Source organism: Shewanella spartinae (assembly GCF_019457555.1).
GTDB classification, from domain to species: domain Bacteria; phylum Pseudomonadota; class Gammaproteobacteria; order Enterobacterales; family Shewanellaceae; genus Shewanella; species Shewanella loihica.
In genome coordinates, this window is sequence record NZ_CP080418.1 from 3,475,324 (window position 1) to 3,498,251 (window position 22,928).

A 22,928-nucleotide genomic window follows, 5' to 3' on the forward strand; every position below is an offset into this window, starting at 1 on the left:
ACAATTTCTGCCCCACCTCGACATAAGCGTCTAGAATTATTCTTAAAAGGCGCGAGGCTCGAGGTGATAGATGAAACGAGAGCAGTGGAACTCTAGGGTAGGTTTTATTTTGGCGGCGGTCGGCTCGGCCATCGGTCTGGGCAACATCTGGCGGTTCCCCTACATGGCCTATGACAACGGCGGCGGCGCCTTCTTCATTCCCTACCTATTCGCCATGATCACCGCCGGCATCCCCTTTATGATCATGGAATTTAGCCTGGGCCATAAGATAAAGAAGACCTCACCACGCATCTTCGCCCAGCTGGGCCACACCCTCGGCTTCAGACTCGAATGGCTCGGCTGGTTTCAGGTGTTTATCGCCGCGGTGATCGCCGTCTATTATGTGGCCATCATAGGCTGGACCCTCTCCTATCTCGGTTTCTCCTTCAGTCAGGCCTGGGGGAATAACCCCAACGACTTCTTCTTCAATCATTATCTTAAACTCGGCAACAACTCCCCCTCTCACCTGGGCGAGTTTCAAATCGGCATAGCGATCGCCATGAGCATCGCCTGGCTGATGACCTTTATGGCTGTCTTTACCGGCGTCAAAGGCGGGATCGAACGCGCCAACAAGATCATGATGCCCATGCTGTTTATCATGGTGCTGGTCCTTATCGGCCGAATAATGTTTCTGCCCGGCGCCCTGTCGGGGCTCAACTATTTGTTCGAGCCCGACTTTAGCCGCCTGCTGGATGCCCAGGTCTGGTCCGCCGCCTACGGCCAGATCTTCTTCACCCTCAGCGTCGGCTTTGCCATCATGCTCGCCTACTCCAGCTACCTGCCCACCAAGGCGGACATCAACAACAACGCCTTCATGACGGTACTGATCAACTGCGGCTTCTCGATTCTGGCGGGGATTCTGATCTTCGGCGTGCTCGGCTATATGGCAGAGGAGCAGATGAAACCGCTGACCGAGGTAGTCAGCTCGGGCATAGGCCTGGCATTTGTCACCATACCCACGGCCATCAACCTGATGCCGGCGCCCTATATTCTCGGCCCCCTCTTCTTCATCGCCCTGGTGATTGCCGGACTGAGCTCTCACATCTCCATCATAGAGGCGGTGACCAGTGCGGTGATCGACAAGTTTCATGTGCGCCGCAAGCCCGCGGCCGTGCTGGTGTGTAGCCTGGGCTATCTGGTCTCCATGGCCTTTGCCACCAATGGTGGCCTGCTGCTGCTGGATCTGGTGGACTACTTTATTAACAACATCGCCCTACTGCTCAGCTGCCTGCTGGAACTGGTAATCATCACCTGGCTGCTCAAGGTGACTGTGATCCACCAGCATGCCAATGAAAATTCGGAGTTTAGGGTCGGCGGCTGGTTCGTGATCTGCCTGCGCTTCATCAGCCCGGCCATTCTGGCCACCATATTGGCGAAGAACCTCTATAACACCTTAGTTAACGGTTATGGCGACTACCCCATTGCCGATCAGCTCTTCTTAGGCTGGGGCCTGGTGGGCACCATGCTCTTCTTTGCCGTGCTGATCAACTTCACCAGCAAGTCGCCCGGCTATCCAGATCAACATCCGGGAGGTAAACCATGAGTCACAGCGCCCTTATCATGATGCTGTTTGCATTGACGCTGACCTGGGGCGGCGCCGCCTTGTGTATCGCCATCGCCATCAAGCGCAAACAAAAAGAGGAGGCCGACGATTAGCCGGCCTCCTCTTACTCATTTCACCAGAGTCAGTTCAAGCAGATCAGCCCAGCTGACCTATCTGCTGCAGGCTGAAGGCGGTCAGAGGGTCTATCTCCTTGACCAGCTCCTCAATCTTGATGATCGCCTCCAGCGACCCGCTGTCTTTGCGGTAGGAGAGATAGATGGGACGATTCCAGGGCTCTACCCCTTCCACCCGATAGAGCTGCTTAGATTGCAGAAACGGCTCGACGATCGACAGCGGCAGATAGGCCGCCCCCGCCTTATCCAGAATAAAGTCCAGCGCGATACGCCCCGTGGAGGTACGCAGATAAGGTGGCGGCATACGATAGTGACGCTCGGCGTGCTCCGAGGCAAAACGTGTGCCCCAATCCACATAGACATACTTGTCGCTCAGGGCTTCTGACTGATCGCAGGGGCGAGTCGAGACCAACACCAGGATAAGATCGGCCACCTGCTTACACACCAGCTCCTCCGACTTAAGCGGATCGAAGGCGAAGGCCATGTCTAGGGTGCGCTCCAGCAGGTTACGGTTGAGCTGCTCGCGACTCAGCGCCTCGGCCAGGAAGCCATAGCCACCGAAGGCATCGGTCACCTTACTCAAACAGTGCTGCAGATAGGCATCCCAAATATTGGGCGTCCCCGCCATGGTCAGCTGCAACGCCTTATGGTTGGTCAGCGCCAACTCGTTCTTCGCCTGCTCAAGGGTACTCACCATCACTTCGGCGTAGGGCACCAGACGCTCACCCGAGGTAGTGAGTTGAATGCTGTTGCGGTTACGCACAAACAGGGCGGAGTCGAAGAAGGACTCCAGCTGCTTAATACGGGCGCTCACGGCCGCCTGAGTGATATAGAGATTCTCCGCCGCGCGGCCGAAATGCCGGGTTCTGGCCACCTCTAAAAAGGTCTTAAATACTTTGACGTCCATTTTATTCTCTCGGTCAATTTCACCGAGAGAATAACAACTAATCCTAATGGTGACGATAAAAAAGTTTTGTTTCTCTTTTAACGACAAAAATCATAATTTCGCGATCGAAAAACCCTGTAGTTACAGCGTTGCTATCACAGTGAGAGGTTGTTATGTCAGAAGATTCATTTCGTTTTGGTCAAAAGCGTTTTTTTGATGACAAAAACTTTCCCCGCGGCTTCAGTAAGTCCGGAGAGTTCACCTTGTCTGAAGCTGAATTGTTGAGCCTATATGGCGACACTATGCAGGCCTTTGAAGCAGGCGATCTCGAGCCTGAAACTGCAGAGGAAAAACACTTTGTTAAGGTACTAAAACACCCCAACAAGGCTAATACCAAGCTTGAGCATGTATGGTTGAAATACACTAAGCTTACCCGCGAACCAAAAAAGTTCCACACCCTAAACAGCACGACTAATAAGCGTGTTGAACAGTATGAATATGTGGAATCTCCCCCAGAAGATGAGGTTGCTTAAAGAATGCACATCTGTTTTTTGATGTACCCGTGGGAGCGTATCGATCCTGAAACCGATACCACCCTGAGATTAGTTCATGAGTGCGCGCAGCGTGGTCATACCGTTGCCATCACCACGACCAGTGGGCTGACCATTCGTGACAGTAGCGTCTACGGGTTTTGTCAAATCATCAAGAAAGGGATGAAGATATCGGACAACATTCCCCGCTTTTACCGCTCCGCCGAATTTCATAAGGCGCGCCTGCCCATGGCCGGCTTCGACTGCATTTTTATGCGCGCCAATCCGCCGCTGGATAACCTGGCGCTTAACTTCCTGGATTCGGTAAAGGGCGACACCCTGATCATCAACGATCTCGAAGGGTTAAGAGTCGCTAACAACAAACTCTACACCGCCAGCATGAGCGGTGCGGCGAGCCAGTATATTCCTGCCACCCACGTGTCGAAGAACCGCGACTACCTGCAACGTGTGCTGGAAGAGAGCGAAAGCGATAAGATGATCCTCAAGCCGCTCAATGGCTTCGGCGGTCATGGCGTTATCGTGATCGAAAAGAGCGCCCGCCAAAACTTCAGCTCGCTGCTGGACTTCTATATCGGTACCGACGAGCAGAGCAACTATGTGATCCTGCAAGATTACATCGAAGGCGCCGAGGAAGGCGACAAGCGCATCCTGATGCTCAACGGCGAGCCTATTGGCGCCATGCGCCGCGTACCCGCCTCTGGCGAGTTCAGATCTAACGTCCATGCCGGCGGCAGCGTGGTTAGACACACAATCACACGTGAAGAGCGCGAGCTGTGCGCCGCCATCGGCCCTAAGCTGGTGCGCGACGGCCTCTACTTCACAGGTCTGGATGTGATCGGCAACAAGCTGGTCGAGGTTAACGTCCTCAGCCCGGGCGGCATCACGCGTATCAACAAGCTTAACCGCGTCCGCCTGCAGAAGCAGGTGATCGATTTCGCCGAAAACATCATCAACTCCAAAGAGCTATTGGTGCAACGTAAGAGTGCATATCGTCAAGCGGTAGAAAATGCAAATCTATAGTCTCGACCAGATGCTCTCCCTGATTAAACGCGGGGAGACATTCTCAGGCCAGCTGGCCTCCTCCGGCTGTGTGATCACCATCCAAGAGTATCTGCCCGTAGTGTGCACCGCGATTCACGCGGGGCACAACCTGCGCCCTGAGCTGATCAAATTATGTCAGCTGAGCGCCGAGGAGCGTTACTTCGAGGAAGATCCCTTCACCGACGAGGTGATCGCTTCCCAGCCTATTACCCTGGCGGGCAGCGACTCGCGCTTCGAGTATGATCTCAATCGTCCTAAGAGCCTGAGTACCTACTACAAGTCCGCCTGGATGAAGCAGGTGTGGCGCAAGCCGCTAAGCGCCAAGCAGCGCGCCATCAGCCATGCCAAACACCAGGATTTCTATCGACTCTACGAGGCCTTGATCGCCAAGTTAGAGAGCATGTTCGGCATGGTGATCGTGTTCGATCTGCACTCCTACAACTACAAGCGTATCGAGAAGACCACGCCCGTGTTTAACATAGGCACCTCGCAGATCGATATGGAGCGCTGGGGCAGCGTGGTCCACAAGTTCCAGCGTGAACTCAAGACCATCACTCTGCCCAACGTAGAGGTGGACGCCGAGTTGGACGTAGCCTTCGAGGGCCGCGGCTACCTGATCGCTCATACCAACGCCCGCTTCGACCGCACCTTAGTGCTGCCGACGGAGATCAAGAAGGTGTTCATGGATGAGTTGACCGGCGAGGTCTACCCCATAGTGCTGGACGATCTCAAGCTGGGACTGAAGAACGCCTTTAGCGCCACCAGCGCCTACTTCCAGCGTAAGCTCAATCGCCAGAGTAAGACCCGTAGCGCCGACATGCTCAGCAGCGCCATCGAGCCCGAGGTGCTGGAGATAGACGCCGCGCTGTTCCGCCTGGCACAGAAGGTCGACACGCTGAAGTATGTCAACCCGACCAACCTGGCGGCCGAGCGTCGACGCTTCATGAAGGCGCCGAGTCGTTTCAAGCCAAATTTTGCCTATCGTCAGCTGCCTATCGATGCCAACGAGTTCAAGTATCGCCTCTATCGTCTACCCATAGACAATATTGCCGACCCTGCGCTCAAGCAGCTCTACAAGGATATCGTTAACAAGCTGGGCGAGCAGATAGATCTCCTGACCAGCGTCGGTCAGGAAGGCTTCGTCTATAACTCGCTGCGTTACCATGGCCGCCCGGATAAGAGCGCCATCGCCAACGCCAAGTTCCTGCTGTACGCCAAGGAGATCCCCGAAGAGAGAGGGGAAAGCCTGGATGCCCATCAGGTGTGCGAGATGATGAAGCAGAGCGCCGAGCAGTGGCAGATGCGCTGTAAGATTGGCCTCAGCGGTGCCATCGTTGCCCGCGCCATGGTCAGCTCAAACCCGGCGCAGCTGGCGATCAGCACCCATGCCCAGTTCCACGAGAGCGAGGTGCAGCGCTTGATCCAGCATGAGCTTGGGGTGCATATGGCCACCACGCTCAATGCCAAGCAGCAGTCGCTCAAGGTGTTGCGTCTGGGGCTGCCCGGCTCGACCTATACCCAGGAAGGCCTGGCGATTTTGGCCGAGCTTAAGGCGGGCTTCATGGCCCACTCACGCCTCAACACCCTGGCGGCGCGCGTGCTGGCGGTAGACTCAATGCTCAAGGAGCAGGACTTCTATCTCACCTACAGCTATCTCATCGATGAGCTGGAGATGGACAAGGATGATGCCTTCATGACCACGGCCCGTGTCTATCGCGGCGGCGGCTTCACTAAGGATCACCTCTACCTGAGCGGCTTCCTGGATATGTTACACCTGTCTAAGACCCGTAGCCTGGACAACCTGCTCGTAGGTAAGACCAGCGTGCAATACCTGGATCTACTCGACGAGCTGGTGCAGCGCGACTGGCTGGTGCCGCCTAAGTACAACGTCATCCCGACCAGTAACTTAGAGGAAAGCCCTAGCCTCAACTACCTGATCGAGAGCCTGCGCAGTTAAGCAAACTCTTTCTCGGTCGCTCGTCATGGCGGCAAGGTTAATGCCTGCCGTCATGACGCTTACCTATCCTCTTCTCTCTTCTCTCTCAATGCTCAGTTTTCACGTCTCCATCTCCCGCTCTCATCCCCTGACAAGCAGTGTGAACAAGTACTACAACAACTGCAGCAAGAACCAGCCCAAAATAAGCAGAGTGTGAAGCAGCAAACTTTGCAAGCACTCGGATTTGACTTAGGCTAGAGCTTTCTCCCAAAGATGCACAATTCCATGCTAAAACATCTATTTCCCAGTAGCGCCAATGGCGCCCTACTCCTCTATGGCCTGCTGCTTACCTTGGTGCTTATCTCGGTTCACCTTATCGATCGCCAGCTGGCGGATCTGATGCACGCCCAGCAGCTGTCACACCCCGCACTAAAGCTTCTGAGTAAGACCCCTCTGTTACTGGAGTTTCTGGCAGGGCTGACTATCTTTGCCTGCATCAGCGAGCGCTTTCGCGCCAGGTTCCAGGCACTCGCCATTGAGCTGGGGCTCACCCTGGCGCTGGCCTTCTCGATTCGCTGGATCGCTAAGTTGCTCTTTGGCCGCACCTGGCCGGAGAGCTGGATAACCTTGGCTGATGGCCATAATCCCTCCTGGGTAGCCGATCGTATCGAGGCGTTTCATCCCTTTGCCCAGGGACTCGCCTATGATTCCTTCCCCTCGGGACATGCGCTGCTGACCTTCGCCCTCGCCTTCACCTTCTGGCGCCACACGCCTAAGCTGATGCCCCTCTGGCTTGGCTGCATGTTTGCCGTCATCACCGGGCAGTTGAGCCTCAACTATCACTATTTCGGGGATCTGCTGGCCGGCGCTAGCTTTGGTCTGCTAGCCAGCCAACTGGCGCTGACGCTACACAACTCCCTCAAGGGACGAATGGCAAGCTTGACCTAGGACAGGTGCGCAGCAACCTATGTAAAAAAAACGTTAAACCATCCTGTATTTATTGGTAAAAAAGGCGTAATTTTAAGGATGTCGCCGCATTTTATTCTACTATTGTCTAAGGCCTCAGCCTTAATTCGAGACGGAAAAAAACTATGAGAGAAGTTAATTTTCGCACCATAGACAAACTCTTCATCAAGATGTCTATTAACGATAAATTTTGGGTCATTGGAGCGCTGTTTTTCATCGCCATCACCTGCATCGGCGTCAGCCGCTATCAAGGCAGCATAGATGCCATAGAGCAAGCCTCGATGACGGCGCTGGAAAGTGAGCTATCGGGCATGGTACGCGCCCTGGAAACCAGCGGCCAGACCGATAAGTTTGCCAGCCTGAATATCCAGTCGAATGGCCAGGCAAGCTCAAGCCGCAACCAAGACAGCGTCACCGCCGTGGTGCGCAGCGCCGCGGGGCAAAACCTATCACTGACGCAGAATGTCGCCAGCCGCGAGCGTGATGCCAAACAATCGGCCCTCTACAGCCTACTGCTCACCTATCTCTGGTTACTGCCATTCGCCGTCCTGCTCTACTGGAACGCCACCTTCATCGGCGGCGCCCTCTGGGTGCTATGGACCACCACCAAGAATATCGCCAAGGGTGACCTCACCTCGCGCCTGGGCTTTCATCCGGGTCGTGACGAATTTGGCACCATAGGCTGCGCCCTGGACAACGCCATGGATACACTCACCGAGCTTGTCGTCACGGTGAAAGATAATGCCGAGACGCTGCATCACACCGCCAGCTCCTTCGCCTCGGAGAATCAGGAGAGCGAGCGCCAGATCGAGCAGCAATACCAATCCCTCGACTCGGTTGCCACCGCCATGGAGGAGATGACGGCCTCCGCCGGTGAGGTATCCAACATCTCCAACAGCTCGGTGGAGAAAGTAGAGCAAAACTCACAGTCTATCCGTCAGAGCTATGAGCGCGTGCAGAAGGCGATCAAGGATATCGAGCAGCTGTCGGGCTTTATCGAGCAGACCTCAGATTCGGTCAGCACCCTCAAGGTCAACGCCACCAAGATCAACGAAGTGATCACCACGATCAACGCCATCTCTGAGCAGACCAACCTGCTGGCCCTTAACGCCGCCATCGAAGCTGCCCGCGCCGGTGAGATGGGCCGTGGCTTCGCCGTGGTTGCCGACGAGGTGAGAACCCTGGCCAGCCGCACTCAGTCGGCCACGGTGGAAATTCAGGCGATGATCGAGAACCTGCAGCAAGAAACCAATAACATAGACAACATCACCCAGCGCACGGTCAAGCAGGCCGAATCCAGCCAGTCGCTGATAACTGAGATAGGCACAGACGTCAGCGCCATCAACGAGTCGTCGCAATCGGTTATCGACATGAGCTTCCAGATCGCCGCCTCCTCGGAGGAGCAGAGCGCCGTGGCCAACGATATCGCCTCCGAGCTGAGTGAGATACGCCAGCAGGCCAACGTGATCAAGGAGCTGGCCAACCAGTCCTCGATAGGCGTCAGCCAGCTGTCACAGGCCTCTGAGAGTCTGGGCAAGATCCTCGCCCGCTACCAGACAGCCTAAAACAGGCCTAAGACAGCATCATCCCCAGATGACCAAGATGACCGCGACTGCGATCAGCAGCAAGGCGGTCATCTCTTTGGGCTTCACCTTCTGCTTGAGATAACTCCCCGCCACGATTAGGGTAAAAAACACCTCAACCTGACCCAGGGTCTTCACGTAGGGCACTGCCTGCAAGGCCATGGCGCTGAACCAGCCGATGGAGCCCAGGCAGCTGGTCACGCTAATGGCCAGAGTCAACTTAGGCCGACGCCACAGGGCCGCCAGGGTCTGACGGTCCTGCAAGTAGAGAAACAGCAGCAAGATGACAGTTTGCACGCTTATCACCCAGAATAGCACCCAGGCGGCGCTGTGGGGAAAAGGCAGAGTCAGCACCAGGCTCGCCTCTCTGACCCAGAGCGAGGTGAGCGCAAAGGCACTGCCGCAGGCGAGTCCCAGCAGCAACACCTGAGGCGAGAGCCTGGCACCCCCAGTGCCCTTGCTCATCAGGAGCACGGCCACCGCGCCTATCACCACGCCGAGCCAACCCAGCAGGCTCAGTTGGGTGCCGAAAAACAGGGCGCCAAACACGGCGGCGACGATCGCCTCACTCTTGGCAAGGCCTGCGCCTATGGCGAAGTCTCTGAGCTGAAACAGCTTCACCATCAAGCCCGTGGCCACAATCTGCATCAGGGCGGCGCCGAGCACGAAACCCCAGAAGGATGTGGGAAACAGCTGCAGGCTCTCTTGCCCCGCTTGTTGCCCCACTTGTTGCAGATCAGGCGGCAGGAAGAGGTAAAGCGCGGCGAGATAACAGGCAGCGATCGGCCCGGCCCAGAGAAAACGCGCCAGCGTCACCCCGGCCACCTTGACATCACGACTCAGCTGACTCTGCAGGGCATTACGCCAGGACTGCATGAAAGCGGCGAGAAAGGTAAAGACAATCCACATAAGCGACTCTCACAAAAAGGGGCTAATAGCCTAACGCCTAACCGCCAGCCGGGCGAGTGAAAATACCTCATGGACAGTGAGCCGTGTGATTAAGCCTTAGGACGATGGCAAGCTAAAGCGCAGATACCAGAGGCAACTTAACGAACAACAAAAAGCCCCGCACAGGCGGGGCTTAAGCATTATGTCGACCTCGATTTACAGCAGTCTGAGTGAAGGCTAGCTTACTTGCTGGTATCGATTGGGTCGAACGATTTCACCAGATCGTCGATCGCCTTCATCTGGGTCAAATAGTTTTCCAGCTGATGCAGTGGCAAGGCACATGGGCCGTCACACTTGGCGTTGTCTGGATCCGGGTGCGCCTCGATAAACAGACCCGCCAGGCCAAGCGCCATGCCGCTACGGGCCAGCTCGGTGGCCTGGGCACGACGACCGCCAGCGCTATCGGCACGTCCGCCTGGACGCTGCAGGGCGTGGGTCGCATCGAAGATCACTGGGTAACCCGACTGCTTCATCTCATCCATGCCCAGCATGTCTACCACCAGGTTGTTGTAACCGAAGCAAGAGCCGCGCTCACACAGGATGATCTCGTCGTTACCCGCCTCATTAAACTTGGTGATGATATGACGCATCTCATGGGGCGCCAGGAACTGCGGCTTCTTCACGTTGATGATGGCGCCAGTCTTAGCCATGGCGACCACTAGATCCGTCTGACGTGCCAGGAAGGCGGGCAGCTGGATGATATCCACCACCTCGGCCACCGGCTGGCACTGGTAGGGCTCATGCACGTCGGTGATCAGCGGCAGGTTAAAGGTATCTTTAATCTCCTGGAAGATTTTCAGTCCCTCTTCCATGCCTGGGCCACGGTAAGAGTTCACCGATGAGCGGTTAGCCTTGTCGAACGATGCCTTAAACACATAAGGGATCCCCAGCTTCTGAGTAACTTCCGCATAGGTCTCTGCGATCTGCATGGCCAGGTCTCGCGACTCGAGCACATTCATGCCGCCAAACAGGACAAAAGGCTTGTCGTTTGCAATTTCAATGCTACCTAACTTTATGGTTTTATTACTCATCGCTACTTCTCTCTTAAGAAGCCGGGGCAAGCCCGGCAGGAATCAAATTCTTTATTGGGCCACGATCTGAAGTATCTGACCACACACCCACGCCATATAGGTGCCTACAGCATAGCCTAATACGGCCAGGAGTACACCGACAGGTGCCAGGGCCGGATGGAAGGCCGCGGCCACCACGGGCGCCGAGGCCGCGCCGCCGACGTTGGCCTGACTGCCCACCGCCATGTAAAACAGTGGCGCGCGTATCAGCTTGGCCACCAGCAACATGAAACCGGCGTGGACTATCATCCAGATGATGCCGATGGCGAAATACCAGAGGTTGGCCGGGTCAAACAGTTTGAACACATCCATATGCAGGCCGATCGTCGCCACCAGGATATAGAGGAACGCCGAGGCGACCTTAGAAGCCCCCGCCGCCTCAAGATGGCGCACAGGAGTGAAGGACATGGCCAGGCCTATGGTGGTTACCGTCACGATCAGCCAGAAGAACTTAGAGGTCAGGCTGTAATCGCGAGTCCAGGGATAGTTGGCCTCGAAGAAGGGGCCAAGGAAATCGGCGATCACATGGGCCAAGCCCGTGATACCAAAGCCCACGGCGACGATCATCATCAGATCTCGCAGGCTGGCGATACGGGCGTTTTCGGCGTGATACTTCTCAACCTTCTTTTTGAGGGTCTCAATGGCGCGGGTATCGGCGCCCGTCTTGGCATCGATCTCCTTGGCCTTAGAGGCCATAAACAGCAGCACCGCCATCCAGATGTTGGCCACGATCACATCGACCGTCACCATGATAGAGAAGATGTTGCCACCGGCCTCATAGATCTCCTTCATCGCCGCCTGGTTGGCGCCGCCGCCAATCCAGCTGCCGGCCAGGGTAGTCATACCGCGCCAGACCGCATCTGGGCCAGTCACTCCGAGGATCTCAGGGTTGAGGGTCGACACGATAAGTAAGGCAATTGGCCCCCCTATCACTATGCCGACGGTACCGGTTAAAAACATCACAATCGCCTTGGGGCCAAGGCTTAGGATCGCCTTAAGGTCGACACTTAAGATCAGCAGCACCAGACAGGCGGGTAACAGGTAACGGGAGGCGACAAAATAGAGGTTTGAGGTATCGCCATCCAGGATATTAAAGGAGTTGAGCAGCGAAGGCAGAAAGTAGCATAGCAGCAGCGCAGGAATAAAACGATAGAACTTCACCCAAAATGGGTGCTGGCTGCTATTGGTATAAAACACGAATCCTAAGATCACCGCCAACAGGCCCAGGCCCGTGGCATCATTGGTGACTAATGCCGTGGCGTCATTGCTGACTATCGCGGTACTGCTCATCTCATCTCCCTTTTATTTTGTATGGGTTATTTATTGTTGTAGTTATAGTGGTGGCCACTAAAGCCGATTGGCAATCGCGGCAATTTTCGCCCGGCGCCAGGCCTTCCTAGCCTCGACGCTAAGGGTTAATGATAGACCTCAACCTCGTCGTTGAGCTCTTTTAACTGTAATTTGACCAGTTCGGTTACCGGGTCGTGGGGACTGTTATCGACAAAGTGTCGCAGATCCGCCGCTGCGACGCTGATACAACCTAGCTGCTGGGCGATAAAGGCCCGCTCCCGGTTAAGATTCAGATCGTCTTGGTGCCACTGCAGCAATAAGTTACAGCACTCCATGGCGCTCTCAAACTTGCTCGCCAGAATGGCGCCGGCTTTGAGTTCATGCAGCATGCGTGACAGCAGGCGCTTGAGGCTCGCGGGCTTCAAATAACGCGGCTTAAAGGGCGCGCCATTGCCTAACTCGCCGCGCACCAACACATGCAGTTGATGACGAGTCAGAGATTGCCCGGTGAGCGGGTCGATATAGCGCACCTTATCGTCGATGCGACAGCTCAGTACTGTGGTGCCCGGCAACAGCAGCGGCTGCAATACCAAGTCCAGCTGCTTACCCAGCAGCATGAGCACGCTTGCCAGCGTGGTACTGTTCCCCTGCCGCGTGGTGATGCAGCTGGCGAGATCCGCCGCCTCGATACTGAAATAGGACTCTCGCGCACAGAAGCCGAGATCCTGATAGAACCATTGCAACAGCGCCTCAAGACGGGCTTCTCTGTCGACCAGATAGTGGCTAAGTACAGCGCCTGCCAGTTCAAACCAGGCCCACTTAGCCGCTTCCTTATCGGAAAATCCCAGGTGCTCGGAAATATCAAAGGCGCTCTCTGGAAGGGAGAGCGCCTCGTTTAAAATCAGGTTTGTCATTAGCTCATTAATATTGCTTGTTTAAACATGGCAATTTTCGCAGCGTACATCACCCAGGCCAACGCGCCCAGGGCGGCGAAGGTCTTGAAGAGTTTGTTACGGTTAGCCTTAAGCGAGATAGCCGCCAGGAAGATGTAAGCGATCACTGCGCCTATCTTCTCGGTCAACCAGGCATCCTGAAACGGATACTGCTTGATGATGAAGCATAAGGTTAGGCCGGAGAGCAGCAGGAAGGTATCGATCACATGGGGCGCAATCTTAACAAACTTCTTGTCCATGATGGCTGATTGTTTAAGATGCAGCACAAATCGTACGATAAAAAACAGCACACTCACGGCAATCAGGGTGAGGTGTATATGCTTAATAGCTGGGTATAAACTGTCCATTATATCTTCTTTCGTGGCTCGCAAAGGCGCTAGTGTACCCGATCAAAGGCCGGGGCACCAATATCATACTCTTGATTCTTAGCGATAATGCCGCCAGATAATTTTCAAACAGGAAACGTCACTTGAATACAGATAACAAAATTAACTTTACCCATGATGACTCCGATGAATTCGCCGACAGGGTGAAACAAAAAATCGCCGAGTTTAATTGGCAGCGTTGGGAGGTGAGCGAGCGCTTACCCCTAGGGCTTAAGCTGGAAAACGAGACGGGCGAGATGAACGCCGGCCTGTCGGCGCGCACCTTCGGTAACTGGCTGATGATAGATAACTTCTGGGTGAGCGAGTCGCTCAGAGGACAACAGATCGGCAGTCGGATGTTAGAAGAGGCCGAACGTATCGCCAGGGAGCGTGGCTGCATCTACGCCACCTTAGATACCCTTAACTTCCAGGCACGTCCCTTCTACGAGGCCAGAGGCTATCGACTGGAGTGGACTCAGGAGCAATACCCTAAGACGGGTTGCAAATACTTCATGACCAAGACGCTCTAAGCAATTAAATCTAAGCGAGCAAATCTAAGCGAGCAAATCTAAGCTAACCAAGCTTAGAGAATCAATTTTGACCGCCAGAGGCTTCTTCAATCAGTAGCGGCCTCTCTTTTCAGCGCTACTGGCCCTCTGCTTCTTTTAACGCCTTGGCCCGCTTTTCGGCCTCCTGCTGCATCAGGGCATTCATCTCCTTATCGAAGGTGGCGATTTCATCCGGGCGGGTCGGCACCTTAGGACCAGTGCCTTGAGTGGCCTCCAGGGCCGCCTCGGTCTGCTCGCTGAGCACGGGTTGCTTGGCGAGTTGCTGATAATACAAGAGGCCTATGATTAACAAGGCCAGTAACATAGCGATCATTTTCATGGTGTTTTCCTAAGACGCCAGGTCAGCCCTAGCCTACGACCTGTTGAGTATGGACTATCCTGGGAGGCATTAAAACAGAACGACAATATTACGAAAAGAAAACGCCACAGGCTCAGGCCCATGGCGTTTTAATGTCACGCTGTGAGGTGCTAACGTAGCACTTAAGCTAGCGAGTCAAACCACCTAGGCTAACTATCTCGGCCAGCGACCTAGGGTGCACCTGTCGTTGCTACCAAAATCGCGTACTGTAGCGACCGCCTCGTAACCCAGCTCGATCATCTTATCGCGCACCGTCAGGGCCTGGCCGAAACCATGCTCAAGCAGCAGATAGCCGCCGGGCGCCAGGTAGTCGCGCGCCGCCTCGGCGATGTAGAAGAGATCCGCATAGCCGTGTTCACCTGCGGTGAGCGCGCTATGGGGTTCGAAACGCACGTCCCCTTGGGACAGGTGCTCATCTTCCTCATCGATATAGGGTGGGTTGGAGACGATTAAGTTGAAGTCATAGCGATTGATGGCATCGAACCAGTCACTCTGCAACACCTCCACCTGAGGCAACTTTAGGTTGTCACGGTTGGCCTTGGCCAGGGCGACGGCCTCGAGCACCTTATCCACCGCTGTGATCTGCCAGTTACTACGCTCGAAGGCCAGCGACAGGGCGATAGCGCCGGTGCCAGTCCCCAGGTCCAGCACCTTAGCATTCTCCGCCAACGGCAGATTAAGGGCAGTCTCTACCAAAATCTCGGTATCCGGGCGCGGGATCAGCGTGGTGGGATTGACCATGAAGGGCAGCGACCAGAACTCCCGTTCGCCGACGATGTGAGCGATGGGGGTGCCTAACTCGCGGCGACCGACCATCTGCTTATACTCGGTCACCTGCTCGCTGGTCAGACGCTCATCTGGCCAGGTATAGAGATAACTGCGCTGCTTATGAATGATATGCAGCAGCATCACCTCGGCATCGAGCTTGGCACTGTCAGACACATCCTGGAGTCGAGTCGAGGCCCATTCGAGGGCCTGTGCTAACGTCTGGAACAAAGCTTATCCTTAATCACCTTGCGGCAATGATAGCAAGATTAACCTTCGGAAAGGGCTGCTAACATGTCGGCTTGGTTTTCCTGCATCAAGGGGCCGAGGATGGCATCGAGGTCGCCTTCCATCACTTCGCTGAGGCGATAGAGGGTCAAGTTGATTCTGTGCTCGCTCACACGTCCCTGGGGGAAGTTATAGGTACGCACACGCTCAGAACGGTCACCACTGGCCACCAGGTTACGACGTGTCGATTCCTCTTCGCTGCGGCGCTTCTCATCTTCCACCGCCTGAATACGGGCGGCCAAGACACTCATCGCCTGGGCGCGGTTTTTATGCTGCGAGCGCTGATCCTGACACTCCACCACGATACCCGAAGGAATATGGGTAATACGGATGGCAGAATCTGTCTTGTTAACGTGCTGACCACCGGCGCCCGAGGCGCGGAAGGTGTCGACCTTAAGGTCGGCAGGATTGATTTCGATCGCTTCGGCTTCTGGGATCTCAGGCATCACCACCACGGTACATGCCGAGGTATGCACACGTCCTTGAGATTCGGTTTCAGGCACGCGCTGTACGCGGTGTCCGCCCGACTCGAACTTGAGCTTGCCGTATACGCCATCGCCAGAGACTTTAACGATGATCTCTTTGAAGCCACCATGTTCGCCTTCGTTGGCGTTCATGATCTCCATCTGCCAGCGGTTTGCCTCGCAATAGCGACTGTACATGCGGAACAGATCACCGGCAAAGATAGCCGCCTCGTCACCACCGGCACCGGCGCGGATCTCGAGGAAGGCGTTGTTGTCATCTTTAGGATCTTTTGGCAGCAGCAGGATCTGCAGCTCGCCTTCCAAGACATCCAGGGTCGCCTTGGCTTCTTTAATCTCTTCTTGCGCCATCTCTTTCAGATCGGCGTCATCTTCGGCGAGCATCTCCTGCGCCGAGGCAAGATCTTCTTCTGCCTGACGGTAAGCCTTGAAGCTCTTTACCACGTCTTCGAGTTGAGAATACTCTTTGGACAGAGCGCGAAAACGCTCCTGATCGGCGATGATTTCCGCATCACTCAGCAGCGCCAAAACCTCTTCATTACGCTCAAGCAAGCCTTCGAGCTTGCGAATAACACTGTCCTTCATTACAACGCTAACCTTAGTCTTTATCTAGTCCGAGCGCTGCTCTTAATTGTCCTAAGCTATTGAGGTCACCGCGGCGACTCGCCTGGGTGAGCGCCTGGGTCGGGGCGTGGATCAACTTATTGGTCAACTTGTTCGCCAGTTCCAGTATTAGCTGCTCGCTATCACCACCCTGGGCCAACTTATTGATCGCTCGCTCGACCAACTCATCTCTTATTGCCATGCTCTGGCTTCGGTATTCACGGATGCTGTCGACCGACTCTAACGATCGAATCCACTCCATGAAATGATGAGATTCCTCTTCAACAATTAATTCAGCTTTCTCGGCCGCCTCACGTCGGGAGGCCATATTCTGTTCAATGATGCTTTGCAGATCGTCAACCGTGTATAAGAAGGCATCGTCCAGATCGGCAACTTCGGCCTCGATATCTCTAGGAACTGCTATATCAACCAATAACATAGGTTGATGACGACGCTGCTTAAGCGCTTTTTCTACCATGCCTTTACCCAGTATAGGTAATGGGCTGGCGGTAGAGGATATCACGATATCGGCCTTAGGGAGAAAATCTGGTATCTGTTCAAGCGTAATTGCCGTCGCACCGAACTCTTCACACATGGCTTCGGCGCGGGAAATGGTACGGTTGGCGACTATCATGGAGTCGACACCATTGTCTTTCAGGTGGCGTGCCACCAGCTCTATGGTCTCGCCGGCACCGATCAGCAGCACCTTAGTGGCGCTCAGCGCCGAGAAAATATGTTTGGCCATGCTCACGGCCGCAAAGGCGACCGATACGGCGGCGGCGCCGATCTCTGTCTCGGTGCGCACCTTCTTGGCCACCGAGAAGGTATTTTGGAACAATCTGTCCATGGTGACGGCAACCGTGCCGGCCTCTTTGGCCTTCACGAAAGATTGCTTCACCTGACCTAAGATCTGTGGTTCGCCCAGGATGAGCGAGTCGAGTCCCGACGAGACTCGCATCAGATGCTGTACCACCTGCTGCCCCTGATACTTGTACAGGCAAGGCAATACGTCATCGTGAGATAACTGATGATAAGACTCCAGCCAGCTGATCACATCCGCCTCATCACCCGTGTTGCAATAGAGCTCGGTGCGGTTACAGGTCGAGACGATCACCGCCTCCCCTGTCTTAGTCCGACTGGCAAGACTCTTCATCGCTTCATGAATTTTATCAGGCGCAAACGCTACCTTTTCTCGTAGGTCTACAGTGGCTGTTTTATGATTAATACCGATTGCTACAAGGCTCATCTGACTCTTTCTGGTCTCTAGGGTCTGTTAATCTTGCGAGTTCATTGACTACCGGCCATAGGCCCGAATCATCTCACTTAATGCCAGTCATTCTACGCAATTGAGTCAACTAAAAACAGAATACGCTTAACAAAACCGAACAATAATCTGGCTTGTCACAACTTTTTTCTATTAAACCTGAGGCTTAAAATCAAGCCCTCAGGCCCTGGCGAAAATTAGCCATTGCTAACCCTAGCCTAGGCTGGCAGGAAATTTGGGATTAGTCGTTGGTATTTAAAGTCAGCCCTCGTATGATATGCGCTAGTGATTTTAGCCATAGATGAATAATTTGAACTACTTCACAAAAATTTCGGCAAGCTGTGCGGCCTTAGCGCTAATGACCCTCGCCGGCTGTGCCTCCCACAAACCGATCGACTACGCCCCCGCACAGGTAGAAAGTGCTAACCAGGCAGAGGCCTGGGAGCTCCAGGGCAAGCTGGCGGTGCGTACCCCGGACGATAAATTCAGCACCAACCTCTACTGGTTCCATACCCAGACCAATGACGACCTGACCCTAACCACTATGCTGGGCACCACTGTCATGACCCTCAACAAGACCCCTAGCCAGGCGAGCCTGGAGATAGAAGACAAGGTGTATCAGGACAGCGATGCCGAGGAGCTGCTCAGGCGCCTCACCGGCTGGTCGATACCGGTCGACACCCTGCCACTGTGGATCACGGGGCAGGTTTCCGCTCAAGATGAGGTGGTCGCGGTCGACGAGCAGGGTCGCCCCAAGGAAGTGCTCAACCACACGGGCAGCAGCCCCTGGCACGTCAGCTTCAACAGCTGGCAAGAGCAGAGCGGCGCCGAACTGCCGAGACTGCTGCAGCTAGAGCGCGACGAAATTCGCTTAAAGCTACAGGTCAGCCAATGGCAGGCACTGACACCCAAGCGCGCATCACAACCGGAATCGACAGATGACAAGCAATAGATCCACCGCCTGGCCGGCACCGGCTAAACTCAACCTGTTTCTCCACGTCAACGGCCGCCGCGCCGATGGCTACCATGAACTACAGACCCTGTTTCAATTTATCGACTACTGCGACTACCTGGATTTTGCCGTCAACGACAGCGGCAGCCTCACCCTGCATTCCGAGATGGAAGCTGTTGTTGCAAATAGCGATAACTTAATTCTAAAAGCTGCAAAATCTTTGCAGGAGTACACGGGTACCCATCAAGGCGCCGAGATCTGGCTGGATAAAAAACTGCCAATGGGCGGCGGCATAGGTGGCGGCTCATCCGATGCGGCCACCACACTGGTCGCCCTGAATCATCTTTGGCAGACCCAATTATCACAGGATGAACTGGCGAAGATAGGCCTGTCTCTCGGCGCTGATGTCCCTGTTTTTATTAATGGTTTAGCGGCATTTGCCGAAGGGGTCGGCGAGAAGTTGATCCCGGTCGAGGCGCCGGAAAATTGGTACCTGATCCTGACCCCGGATGTTCACGTTTCCACCGCCGAGGTGTTTAACGATCCCCTGCTACCACGGGATACGCCTAAGCTCTCCATGGATGATTTAATGAGCAGCGACTGGCACAACGATTGCCAACCCAGAGTCGCCGAGCGATACCCCCAAGTTGCCAAAGCATTGGCGTGGCTGATAGAATATGCGCCGTCCAGAATGACGGGAACCGGAGCATGTGTATTCGGTATCTTCGACACACGCCAGCAGGCAGAGCAGGTTTTTGCAAAATTGCCGGCGGGTTTGTGCGGTTTCATCGCCAAGGGGACAAATAAATCACCATTAGCGTTGCGGTTAACGCAGCGCTAAGTTCATGCGGGATAGCCTAGGTTACCCCGACAATTACAATGAAGCATACGCCTGAGGTCCATACAGTGCCTGACATTAAACTATTTGCTGGTAACGCAACCCCCAGTCTCGCCAAGAAGATAGCAGATCGCCTATTTTGTAAACTCGGAGACGCTGAGGTTGGCGTTTTCAGTGACGGTGAAATCAGTGTCCAGATTAACGAAAATGTACGTGGGGCGGATGTATTTATCATTCAATCTACGTGTGCACCTACTAACGATAACCTGATGGAACTTATCGTTATGGTAGACGCGTTACGTCGCGCATCTGCTGGCCGTATTACTGCGGTTATTCCTTACTTCGGTTACGCTCGTCAAGACCGTCGTGTACGCAGTGCTCGTGTACCTATTACCGCTAAGGTAGTCGCCGACTTCCTATCAAGCGTTGGTGTTGACCGCGTATTGACCTGTGACCTGCACGCCGAGCAGATCCAGGGCTTCTTCGATGTACCTGTAGATAACGTATTCGGTAGCCCAGTGCTGCTGGAAGACATGCTGGCCAAGCAGCTGGACAACCCTGTCGTGGTTTCACCAGACATTGGTGGTGTAGTACGTGCCCGCGCCGTTGCCAAGCTACTGGACGACTCAGACCTGGCTATCATCGACAAGCGTCGCCCACAGGCGAACGTTGCTCAGGTGATGCACATCATTGGTGACGTTCAAGGCCGCGACTGCATCATAGTCGACGACATGATCGACACTGGCGGTACCCTGTGTAAAGCAGCCGAAGCACTTAAAGAGCACGGTGCTAACCGCGTATTCGCTTACGCCACTCACCCAGTATTCTCAGGCAACGCGCCTAAGAACATCGCCGAGTCTGTGATCGACGAAGTGATCGTGACCGACACCATCCCACTAAGTGAAGAGATGGCGGCACTGGATAAAGTGACTCAGCTGACCATGTCTAGCGTGATGGCCGAAGCTATCCGCCGCGTAAGCAACGAAGAGTCTATCTCTGCGATGTTTAAGCACTAATCACCCGCTTTCAAGGGTAACGAAAAAAGCCACTCAATCGAGTGGCTTTTTTGTATCTAGCATGACTTAGTATCAGCTAGCCCCTGTGTTAGCCAGCTCTTATCTGACCGTGCGCCTCAAGGCGTCATCACGCACCGCCAGGGTAAGATCATAGGCGATGGTGCGGCGCAGTTTGACCAGCCAGCCACTGACCTTGTCCATATCGACGTCACACTTCTTGGTGCAGCCTTCGCGCTTGGTATCGATCAGCGTGATGGCGATGCCCTTGTCGCTCTCAACCAGCTCGACGTTTATCTCGTAGGTCTTGTAGCTCAGTCTGGCGAAGCGTTTGTCCCCCTCACGCTCGAAGCGCCAGTGGTTGCGAGACACGGCCTTGTCGAGCATGTCATCGTAATCTGTCACATAGCTTCCCAGTGGAATGGGATCTTGATAGAGGTGCAGCCCCTGTGCCTGCAATGGCGCCACAAGGCTTAGCCCTATGATCATTCCTAGCATAATCTTTTTCATCTTCACGCTTCCTTAACGCATTTGCAGCTGTCTGGCGATGCTGGCTCTGAGGTTCTTGATGTAGTTGAAGTAGCCTCGGCCATTCTTATAACAGATCCCATCGATGAGATTTGCACACTGATAATCGCCCAGGGCATCTTGATACTTGAGCTGCACCAGGGACTCGTCGTATTCGATGCGCATCACATTGGTGTCGCCGCGATAGTCGAAGCGCGCCAGGATATAACCCTCGCCCTCGCCGTCATACACCCAGGCGAAACCCTTGGTATTCAGCATGCCCATCAGGATGGCGTAACGGGTCTTTTCGAGCCCTATGTTGTGGGTCTCTATCTCTTGATGCACCGCGCGAATATAGCGGTCTGAAGACTTAGGCTTGGTGTTTTGCTTTATCGTTAGTGTGCTGGGCTGTGCCAGCACCAGAGGGCTAATCATAAAAGAGCTAAGCGCCAGCAGGCTCAGACCGCAGACTAATGTTTTAATGCTCAAGGTTGTCACTCCCTGTGATAATAAAAAACTCATGCTATCACAGGGGCCTAGCAGCGACCAGCCAGTTAGATCAAAGCTTGAGTCGGCTCGTGACTTGAGGGCTTCTCGCAAGGGTTGAAGCGATGCTTAAATCTCGAATCAGAGGAATCAGAATCAGGCCTGATAGGCAACTGATAGATAAACAAACGACGGATAGGTAAAAGACAGATACAAAAAAGCCTGTCACTTGGACAGGCTCTTTGCAATCTTAATAATGGTACGGGAGGAGAGACTTGAACTCTCACACCTTGCGGCACCAGAACCTAAATCTGGCGTGTCTACCAATTCCACCACTCCCGCATCGCTTTACATCTGATTCGATGGCTTAGTTTAACATCTTAAGCTAGATAAAAATGGCTGGGGTACTAGGATTCGAACCTAGGAATGCCGAGATCAAAACCCGGTGCCTTACCGCTTGGCGATACCCCAACAAGCTCGGCTTAGATTACAGGATACACCTATAACCTCAAATAATGGTACGGGAGGAGAGACTTGAACTCTCACACCTTGCGGCACCAGAACCTAAATCTGGCGTGTCTACCAATTCCACCACTCCCGCTTAGCATCTAGTTTTATATCTTGATGAAGATTCTAGTCATATGTCTGAACCGAGGCTCAACTAACTAGCAGACCTCAAGTTTTACATCTTGAGCAGATGGCGCCGATAACGGCGGATTTACCTGAAATAAGATGGTAGCTATGGCGGGACTTGAACCTGCGACCCCAGCATTATGAGTGCTGTGCTCTAACCAGCTGAGCTACATAGCCACATTTATCTTACTGATAAATGGCTGGGGTACTAGGATTCGAACCTAGGAATGCCGAGATCAAAACCCGGTGCCTTACCGCTTGGCGATACCCCAAGAATCAAGTTAAGCAAGAGGAAAATGGCTGGGGTACTAGGATTCGAACCTAGGAATGCCGAGATCAAAACCCGGTGCCTTACCGCTTGGCGATACCCCAATTTTCTTGCTTAAGACTAAAGGTAGACAACCTCTAGTCAAAAATAAATGGTACGGGAGGAGAGACTTGAACTCTCACACCTTGCGGCACCAGAACCTAAATCTGGCGTGTCTACCAATTCCACCACTCCCGCACTGCTTCTAGTTTTACATCTTGAACAGATGGTGGCGTCTGCCACTATCAATTTTACATCTTGAAAGGATGGTAGCTATGGCGGGACTTGAACCTGCGACCCCAGCATTATGAGTGCTGTGCTCTAACCAGCTGAGCTACATAGCCATCGATATTTCGCGCCCCTCTTGCTGAGGAACGGGGCGTATTATGCTTATTCAGCGTAGGCAGGTCAACAGCTTTTTTTCGCTAATTTAAACTATCTTAGCCGTTCGCCTATAAACTCACCAAAGTGAACAGGCCTTATGCAATTCACCCCTAAAAACCTGCAATTAACGCCTATTTTTCCCCGTGGGAGAAAGCAAAACGGCCCGATATGAGT

The 22,928-nt window shown here is 54.2% G+C and carries 23 protein-coding genes and 8 tRNA genes; 11 read left to right on the plus strand and 20 right to left on the minus strand.

Annotated features, from left to right (window positions below; translation table 11 throughout):
• The first annotated feature begins 70 nt into the window (after positions 1 to 70).
• Both K0I31_RS15065 and K0I31_RS15070 read left to right on the plus strand, forming a co-directional pair.
• The gene (locus tag K0I31_RS15065) at positions 71 to 1,582 is read left to right on the plus strand and encodes a sodium-dependent transporter (protein WP_220078899.1); all 1,512 of its coding nucleotides are present in this window, start codon (positions 71 to 73) and stop codon (positions 1,580 to 1,582) included.
• Entirely contained in the window at positions 1,579 to 1,695 is a 117-nt protein-coding gene (locus K0I31_RS15070) for a MetS family NSS transporter small subunit (protein WP_144203688.1), read from the plus strand. Before K0I31_RS15065 ends, K0I31_RS15070 begins: the two co-directional genes overlap by 4 nt.
• Positions 1,696 to 1,738: 43 nt before the next feature.
• Here K0I31_RS15070 and K0I31_RS15075 read toward each other — a convergent pair whose 3' ends face one another.
• On the minus strand, positions 1,739 to 2,623 hold the full coding sequence (locus tag K0I31_RS15075) for a LysR family transcriptional regulator (RefSeq protein ID WP_144203686.1): 885 nt from the start codon (positions 2,621 to 2,623) through the stop codon (positions 1,739 to 1,741).
• Positions 2,624 to 2,775: 152 nt separating this feature from the next.
• Between K0I31_RS15075 and K0I31_RS15080 the strand changes: the two genes are divergently transcribed.
• From K0I31_RS15080 to K0I31_RS15100, 5 genes are all read left to right on the plus strand, one after another.
• Positions 2,776 to 3,135 carry a MaoP family protein gene (locus K0I31_RS15080; protein WP_011866695.1) on the plus strand — a complete coding sequence of 120 codons (360 nt, stop codon included), beginning with the start codon at positions 2,776 to 2,778 and terminating at the stop codon, positions 3,133 to 3,135.
• A 3-nt stretch (positions 3,136 to 3,138) separates the two neighbouring features.
• Complete coding sequence (gene gshB, locus K0I31_RS15085; protein WP_011866696.1) at positions 3,139 to 4,173, plus strand: glutathione synthase; 1,035 nt, start codon at positions 3,139 to 3,141, stop codon at positions 4,171 to 4,173.
• A complete protein-coding gene (locus K0I31_RS15090; protein WP_220078900.1) occupies positions 4,160 to 6,151 on the plus strand; it encodes a flavohemoglobin expression-modulating QEGLA motif protein in 1,992 nt (663 codons plus the stop codon). The genes gshB and K0I31_RS15090 overlap by 14 nt, the downstream gene beginning before the upstream one ends.
• 264 nt (positions 6,152 to 6,415) lie before the next feature.
• A complete protein-coding gene (locus tag K0I31_RS15095) occupies positions 6,416 to 7,078 on the plus strand; it encodes a phosphatase PAP2 family protein (RefSeq protein ID WP_258406515.1) in 663 nt (220 codons plus the stop codon).
• Between the two features lie 143 nt (positions 7,079 to 7,221).
• Positions 7,222 to 8,661, plus strand: coding sequence for a methyl-accepting chemotaxis protein (locus tag K0I31_RS15100; RefSeq protein ID WP_220078902.1), 1,440 nt, complete (start codon positions 7,222 to 7,224; stop codon positions 8,659 to 8,661).
• Positions 8,662 to 8,679: 18 nt separating this feature from the next.
• On the opposite strand, the gene K0I31_RS15105 is transcribed toward K0I31_RS15100, so the two are convergent.
• The 5 genes from K0I31_RS15105 to K0I31_RS15125 form a co-directional block, all read right to left on the minus strand.
• The gene (locus K0I31_RS15105) at positions 8,680 to 9,588 is read right to left on the minus strand and encodes a DMT family transporter (RefSeq protein ID WP_220078903.1); all 909 of its coding nucleotides are present in this window, start codon (positions 9,586 to 9,588) and stop codon (positions 8,680 to 8,682) included.
• 221 nt (positions 9,589 to 9,809) lie between these two features.
• Positions 9,810 to 10,658, minus strand: coding sequence for a 3-deoxy-8-phosphooctulonate synthase (kdsA, locus tag K0I31_RS15110; RefSeq protein WP_220078904.1), 849 nt, complete (start codon positions 10,656 to 10,658; stop codon positions 9,810 to 9,812).
• Positions 10,659 to 10,709: 51 nt separating this feature from the next.
• On the minus strand, positions 10,710 to 11,987 hold the full coding sequence (locus K0I31_RS15115; RefSeq protein ID WP_220078905.1) for a DUF819 family protein: 1,278 nt from the start codon (positions 11,985 to 11,987) through the stop codon (positions 10,710 to 10,712).
• Between the two features lie 125 nt (positions 11,988 to 12,112).
• Positions 12,113 to 12,901 carry a transglutaminase family protein gene (locus K0I31_RS15120; RefSeq protein ID WP_220078906.1) on the minus strand — a complete coding sequence of 263 codons (789 nt, stop codon included), beginning with the start codon at positions 12,899 to 12,901 and terminating at the stop codon, positions 12,113 to 12,115.
• The gene (locus K0I31_RS15125; protein ID WP_011866704.1) at positions 12,901 to 13,287 is read right to left on the minus strand and encodes a SirB2 family protein; all 387 of its coding nucleotides are present in this window, start codon (positions 13,285 to 13,287) and stop codon (positions 12,901 to 12,903) included. Before K0I31_RS15125 ends, K0I31_RS15120 begins: the two co-directional genes overlap by 1 nt.
• A 122-nt stretch (positions 13,288 to 13,409) precedes the next feature.
• Between K0I31_RS15125 and K0I31_RS15130 the strand changes: the two genes are divergently transcribed.
• Positions 13,410 to 13,835: a GNAT family N-acetyltransferase gene (locus tag K0I31_RS15130; RefSeq protein ID WP_258406516.1), complete on the plus strand. Its 426-nt coding sequence runs from the start codon at positions 13,410 to 13,412 to the stop codon at positions 13,833 to 13,835.
• Between the two features lie 115 nt (positions 13,836 to 13,950).
• Here the strand turns inward: K0I31_RS15130 and K0I31_RS15135 are convergent, their stop codons facing one another.
• The 4 genes from K0I31_RS15135 to hemA form a co-directional block, all read right to left on the minus strand.
• On the minus strand, positions 13,951 to 14,193 hold the full coding sequence (locus K0I31_RS15135; protein ID WP_220078907.1) for a hypothetical protein: 243 nt from the start codon (positions 14,191 to 14,193) through the stop codon (positions 13,951 to 13,953).
• A gap of 192 nt (positions 14,194 to 14,385) precedes the next feature.
• Positions 14,386 to 15,228 carry a peptide chain release factor N(5)-glutamine methyltransferase gene (gene prmC, locus K0I31_RS15140; RefSeq protein ID WP_011866708.1) on the minus strand — a complete coding sequence of 281 codons (843 nt, stop codon included), beginning with the start codon at positions 15,226 to 15,228 and terminating at the stop codon, positions 14,386 to 14,388.
• Between the two features lie 38 nt (positions 15,229 to 15,266).
• On the minus strand, positions 15,267 to 16,352 hold the full coding sequence (gene prfA, locus K0I31_RS15145) for a peptide chain release factor 1 (RefSeq protein WP_144203669.1): 1,086 nt from the start codon (positions 16,350 to 16,352) through the stop codon (positions 15,267 to 15,269).
• A 13-nt stretch (positions 16,353 to 16,365) separates the two neighbouring features.
• The gene (gene hemA / locus K0I31_RS15150) at positions 16,366 to 17,616 is read right to left on the minus strand and encodes a glutamyl-tRNA reductase (RefSeq protein WP_011866710.1); all 1,251 of its coding nucleotides are present in this window, start codon (positions 17,614 to 17,616) and stop codon (positions 16,366 to 16,368) included.
• Between the two features lie 319 nt (positions 17,617 to 17,935).
• Here hemA and lolB point away from each other — a divergent pair, with 319 nt between their 5' ends.
• From lolB to K0I31_RS15165, 3 genes are all read left to right on the plus strand, one after another.
• Positions 17,936 to 18,586, plus strand: a complete 651-nt coding sequence (gene lolB, locus K0I31_RS15155; protein WP_220078908.1) for a lipoprotein insertase outer membrane protein LolB — start codon at positions 17,936 to 17,938, stop codon at positions 18,584 to 18,586.
• A complete protein-coding gene (ispE, locus tag K0I31_RS15160) occupies positions 18,573 to 19,427 on the plus strand; it encodes a 4-(cytidine 5'-diphospho)-2-C-methyl-D-erythritol kinase (protein WP_220078909.1) in 855 nt (284 codons plus the stop codon). The genes lolB and ispE overlap by 14 nt, the downstream gene beginning before the upstream one ends.
• Positions 19,428 to 19,492: 65 nt before the next feature.
• A complete protein-coding gene (locus K0I31_RS15165) occupies positions 19,493 to 20,440 on the plus strand; it encodes a ribose-phosphate pyrophosphokinase (RefSeq protein WP_041407381.1) in 948 nt (315 codons plus the stop codon).
• Positions 20,441 to 20,539: 99 nt separating this feature from the next.
• Here the strand turns inward: K0I31_RS15165 and K0I31_RS15170 are convergent, their stop codons facing one another.
• The 10 genes from K0I31_RS15170 to K0I31_RS15215 form a co-directional block, all read right to left on the minus strand.
• Entirely contained in the window at positions 20,540 to 20,947 is a 408-nt protein-coding gene (locus K0I31_RS15170) for a hypothetical protein (protein ID WP_220078910.1), read from the minus strand.
• A gap of 12 nt (positions 20,948 to 20,959) precedes the next feature.
• Positions 20,960 to 21,442 carry a hypothetical protein gene (locus K0I31_RS15175; protein ID WP_398351648.1) on the minus strand — a complete coding sequence of 161 codons (483 nt, stop codon included), beginning with the start codon at positions 21,440 to 21,442 and terminating at the stop codon, positions 20,960 to 20,962.
• Positions 21,443 to 21,687: 245 nt separating this feature from the next.
• Positions 21,688 to 21,772: transfer RNA gene (locus K0I31_RS15180), tRNA-Leu, on the minus strand.
• 54 nt (positions 21,773 to 21,826) lie between these two features.
• A tRNA-Gln gene (locus tag K0I31_RS15185) sits at positions 21,827 to 21,901 on the minus strand.
• A 45-nt stretch (positions 21,902 to 21,946) separates the two neighbouring features.
• Positions 21,947 to 22,031: transfer RNA gene (locus K0I31_RS15190), tRNA-Leu, on the minus strand.
• Positions 22,032 to 22,163: 132 nt separating this feature from the next.
• Positions 22,164 to 22,240 (minus strand) — tRNA-Met (locus K0I31_RS15195).
• Between the two features lie 20 nt (positions 22,241 to 22,260).
• Positions 22,261 to 22,335: transfer RNA gene (locus tag K0I31_RS15200), tRNA-Gln, on the minus strand.
• A 25-nt stretch (positions 22,336 to 22,360) separates the two neighbouring features.
• Positions 22,361 to 22,435: transfer RNA gene (locus tag K0I31_RS15205), tRNA-Gln, on the minus strand.
• 48 nt (positions 22,436 to 22,483) lie between these two features.
• Positions 22,484 to 22,568: transfer RNA gene (locus K0I31_RS15210), tRNA-Leu, on the minus strand.
• A gap of 69 nt (positions 22,569 to 22,637) precedes the next feature.
• A tRNA-Met gene (locus K0I31_RS15215) sits at positions 22,638 to 22,714 on the minus strand.
• Between the last annotated feature and the right edge of the window lie 214 nt (positions 22,715 to 22,928).

Excerpts from the sequence above, each read along its gene's own strand:
- K0I31_RS15100 (WP_220078902.1), top strand. The coding sequence starts at position 7,222 with ATGAGAGAAGTTAATTTTCGCACCATAGACAAACTCTTCATCAAGATG.
- gshB (WP_011866696.1), top strand. The coding sequence starts at position 3,139 with ATGCACATCTGTTTTTTGATGTACCCGTGGGAGCGTATCGATCCTGAA.
- K0I31_RS15170 (WP_220078910.1), bottom strand. The coding sequence starts at position 20,947 with ATGAAAAAGATTATGCTAGGAATGATCATAGGGCTAAGCCTTGTGGCG.
- K0I31_RS15105 (WP_220078903.1), bottom strand. The coding sequence starts at position 9,588 with ATGTGGATTGTCTTTACCTTTCTCGCCGCTTTCATGCAGTCCTGGCGT.
- K0I31_RS15115 (WP_220078905.1), bottom strand. The coding sequence starts at position 11,987 with ATGAGCAGTACCGCGATAGTCAGCAATGACGCCACGGCATTAGTCACC.
- hemA (WP_011866710.1), bottom strand. The coding sequence starts at position 17,616 with ATGAGCCTTGTAGCAATCGGTATTAATCATAAAACAGCCACTGTAGAC.
- ispE (WP_220078909.1), top strand. The coding sequence starts at position 18,573 with ATGACAAGCAATAGATCCACCGCCTGGCCGGCACCGGCTAAACTCAAC.
- K0I31_RS15095 (WP_258406515.1), top strand. The coding sequence starts at position 6,416 with ATGCTAAAACATCTATTTCCCAGTAGCGCCAATGGCGCCCTACTCCTC.
- K0I31_RS15135 (WP_220078907.1), bottom strand. The coding sequence starts at position 14,193 with ATGAAAATGATCGCTATGTTACTGGCCTTGTTAATCATAGGCCTCTTG.
- K0I31_RS15075 (WP_144203686.1), bottom strand. The coding sequence starts at position 2,623 with ATGGACGTCAAAGTATTTAAGACCTTTTTAGAGGTGGCCAGAACCCGG.
- K0I31_RS15065 (WP_220078899.1), top strand. The coding sequence starts at position 71 with ATGAAACGAGAGCAGTGGAACTCTAGGGTAGGTTTTATTTTGGCGGCG.
- K0I31_RS15070 (WP_144203688.1), top strand. The coding sequence starts at position 1,579 with ATGAGTCACAGCGCCCTTATCATGATGCTGTTTGCATTGACGCTGACC.
- K0I31_RS15090 (WP_220078900.1), top strand. The coding sequence starts at position 4,160 with ATGCAAATCTATAGTCTCGACCAGATGCTCTCCCTGATTAAACGCGGG.
- lolB (WP_220078908.1), top strand. The coding sequence starts at position 17,936 with ATGAATAATTTGAACTACTTCACAAAAATTTCGGCAAGCTGTGCGGCC.
- K0I31_RS15125 (WP_011866704.1), bottom strand. The coding sequence starts at position 13,287 with ATGGACAGTTTATACCCAGCTATTAAGCATATACACCTCACCCTGATT.
- K0I31_RS15080 (WP_011866695.1), top strand. The coding sequence starts at position 2,776 with ATGTCAGAAGATTCATTTCGTTTTGGTCAAAAGCGTTTTTTTGATGAC.
- K0I31_RS15120 (WP_220078906.1), bottom strand. The coding sequence starts at position 12,901 with ATGACAAACCTGATTTTAAACGAGGCGCTCTCCCTTCCAGAGAGCGCC.
- kdsA (WP_220078904.1), bottom strand. The coding sequence starts at position 10,658 with ATGAGTAATAAAACCATAAAGTTAGGTAGCATTGAAATTGCAAACGAC.
- prfA (WP_144203669.1), bottom strand. The coding sequence starts at position 16,352 with ATGAAGGACAGTGTTATTCGCAAGCTCGAAGGCTTGCTTGAGCGTAAT.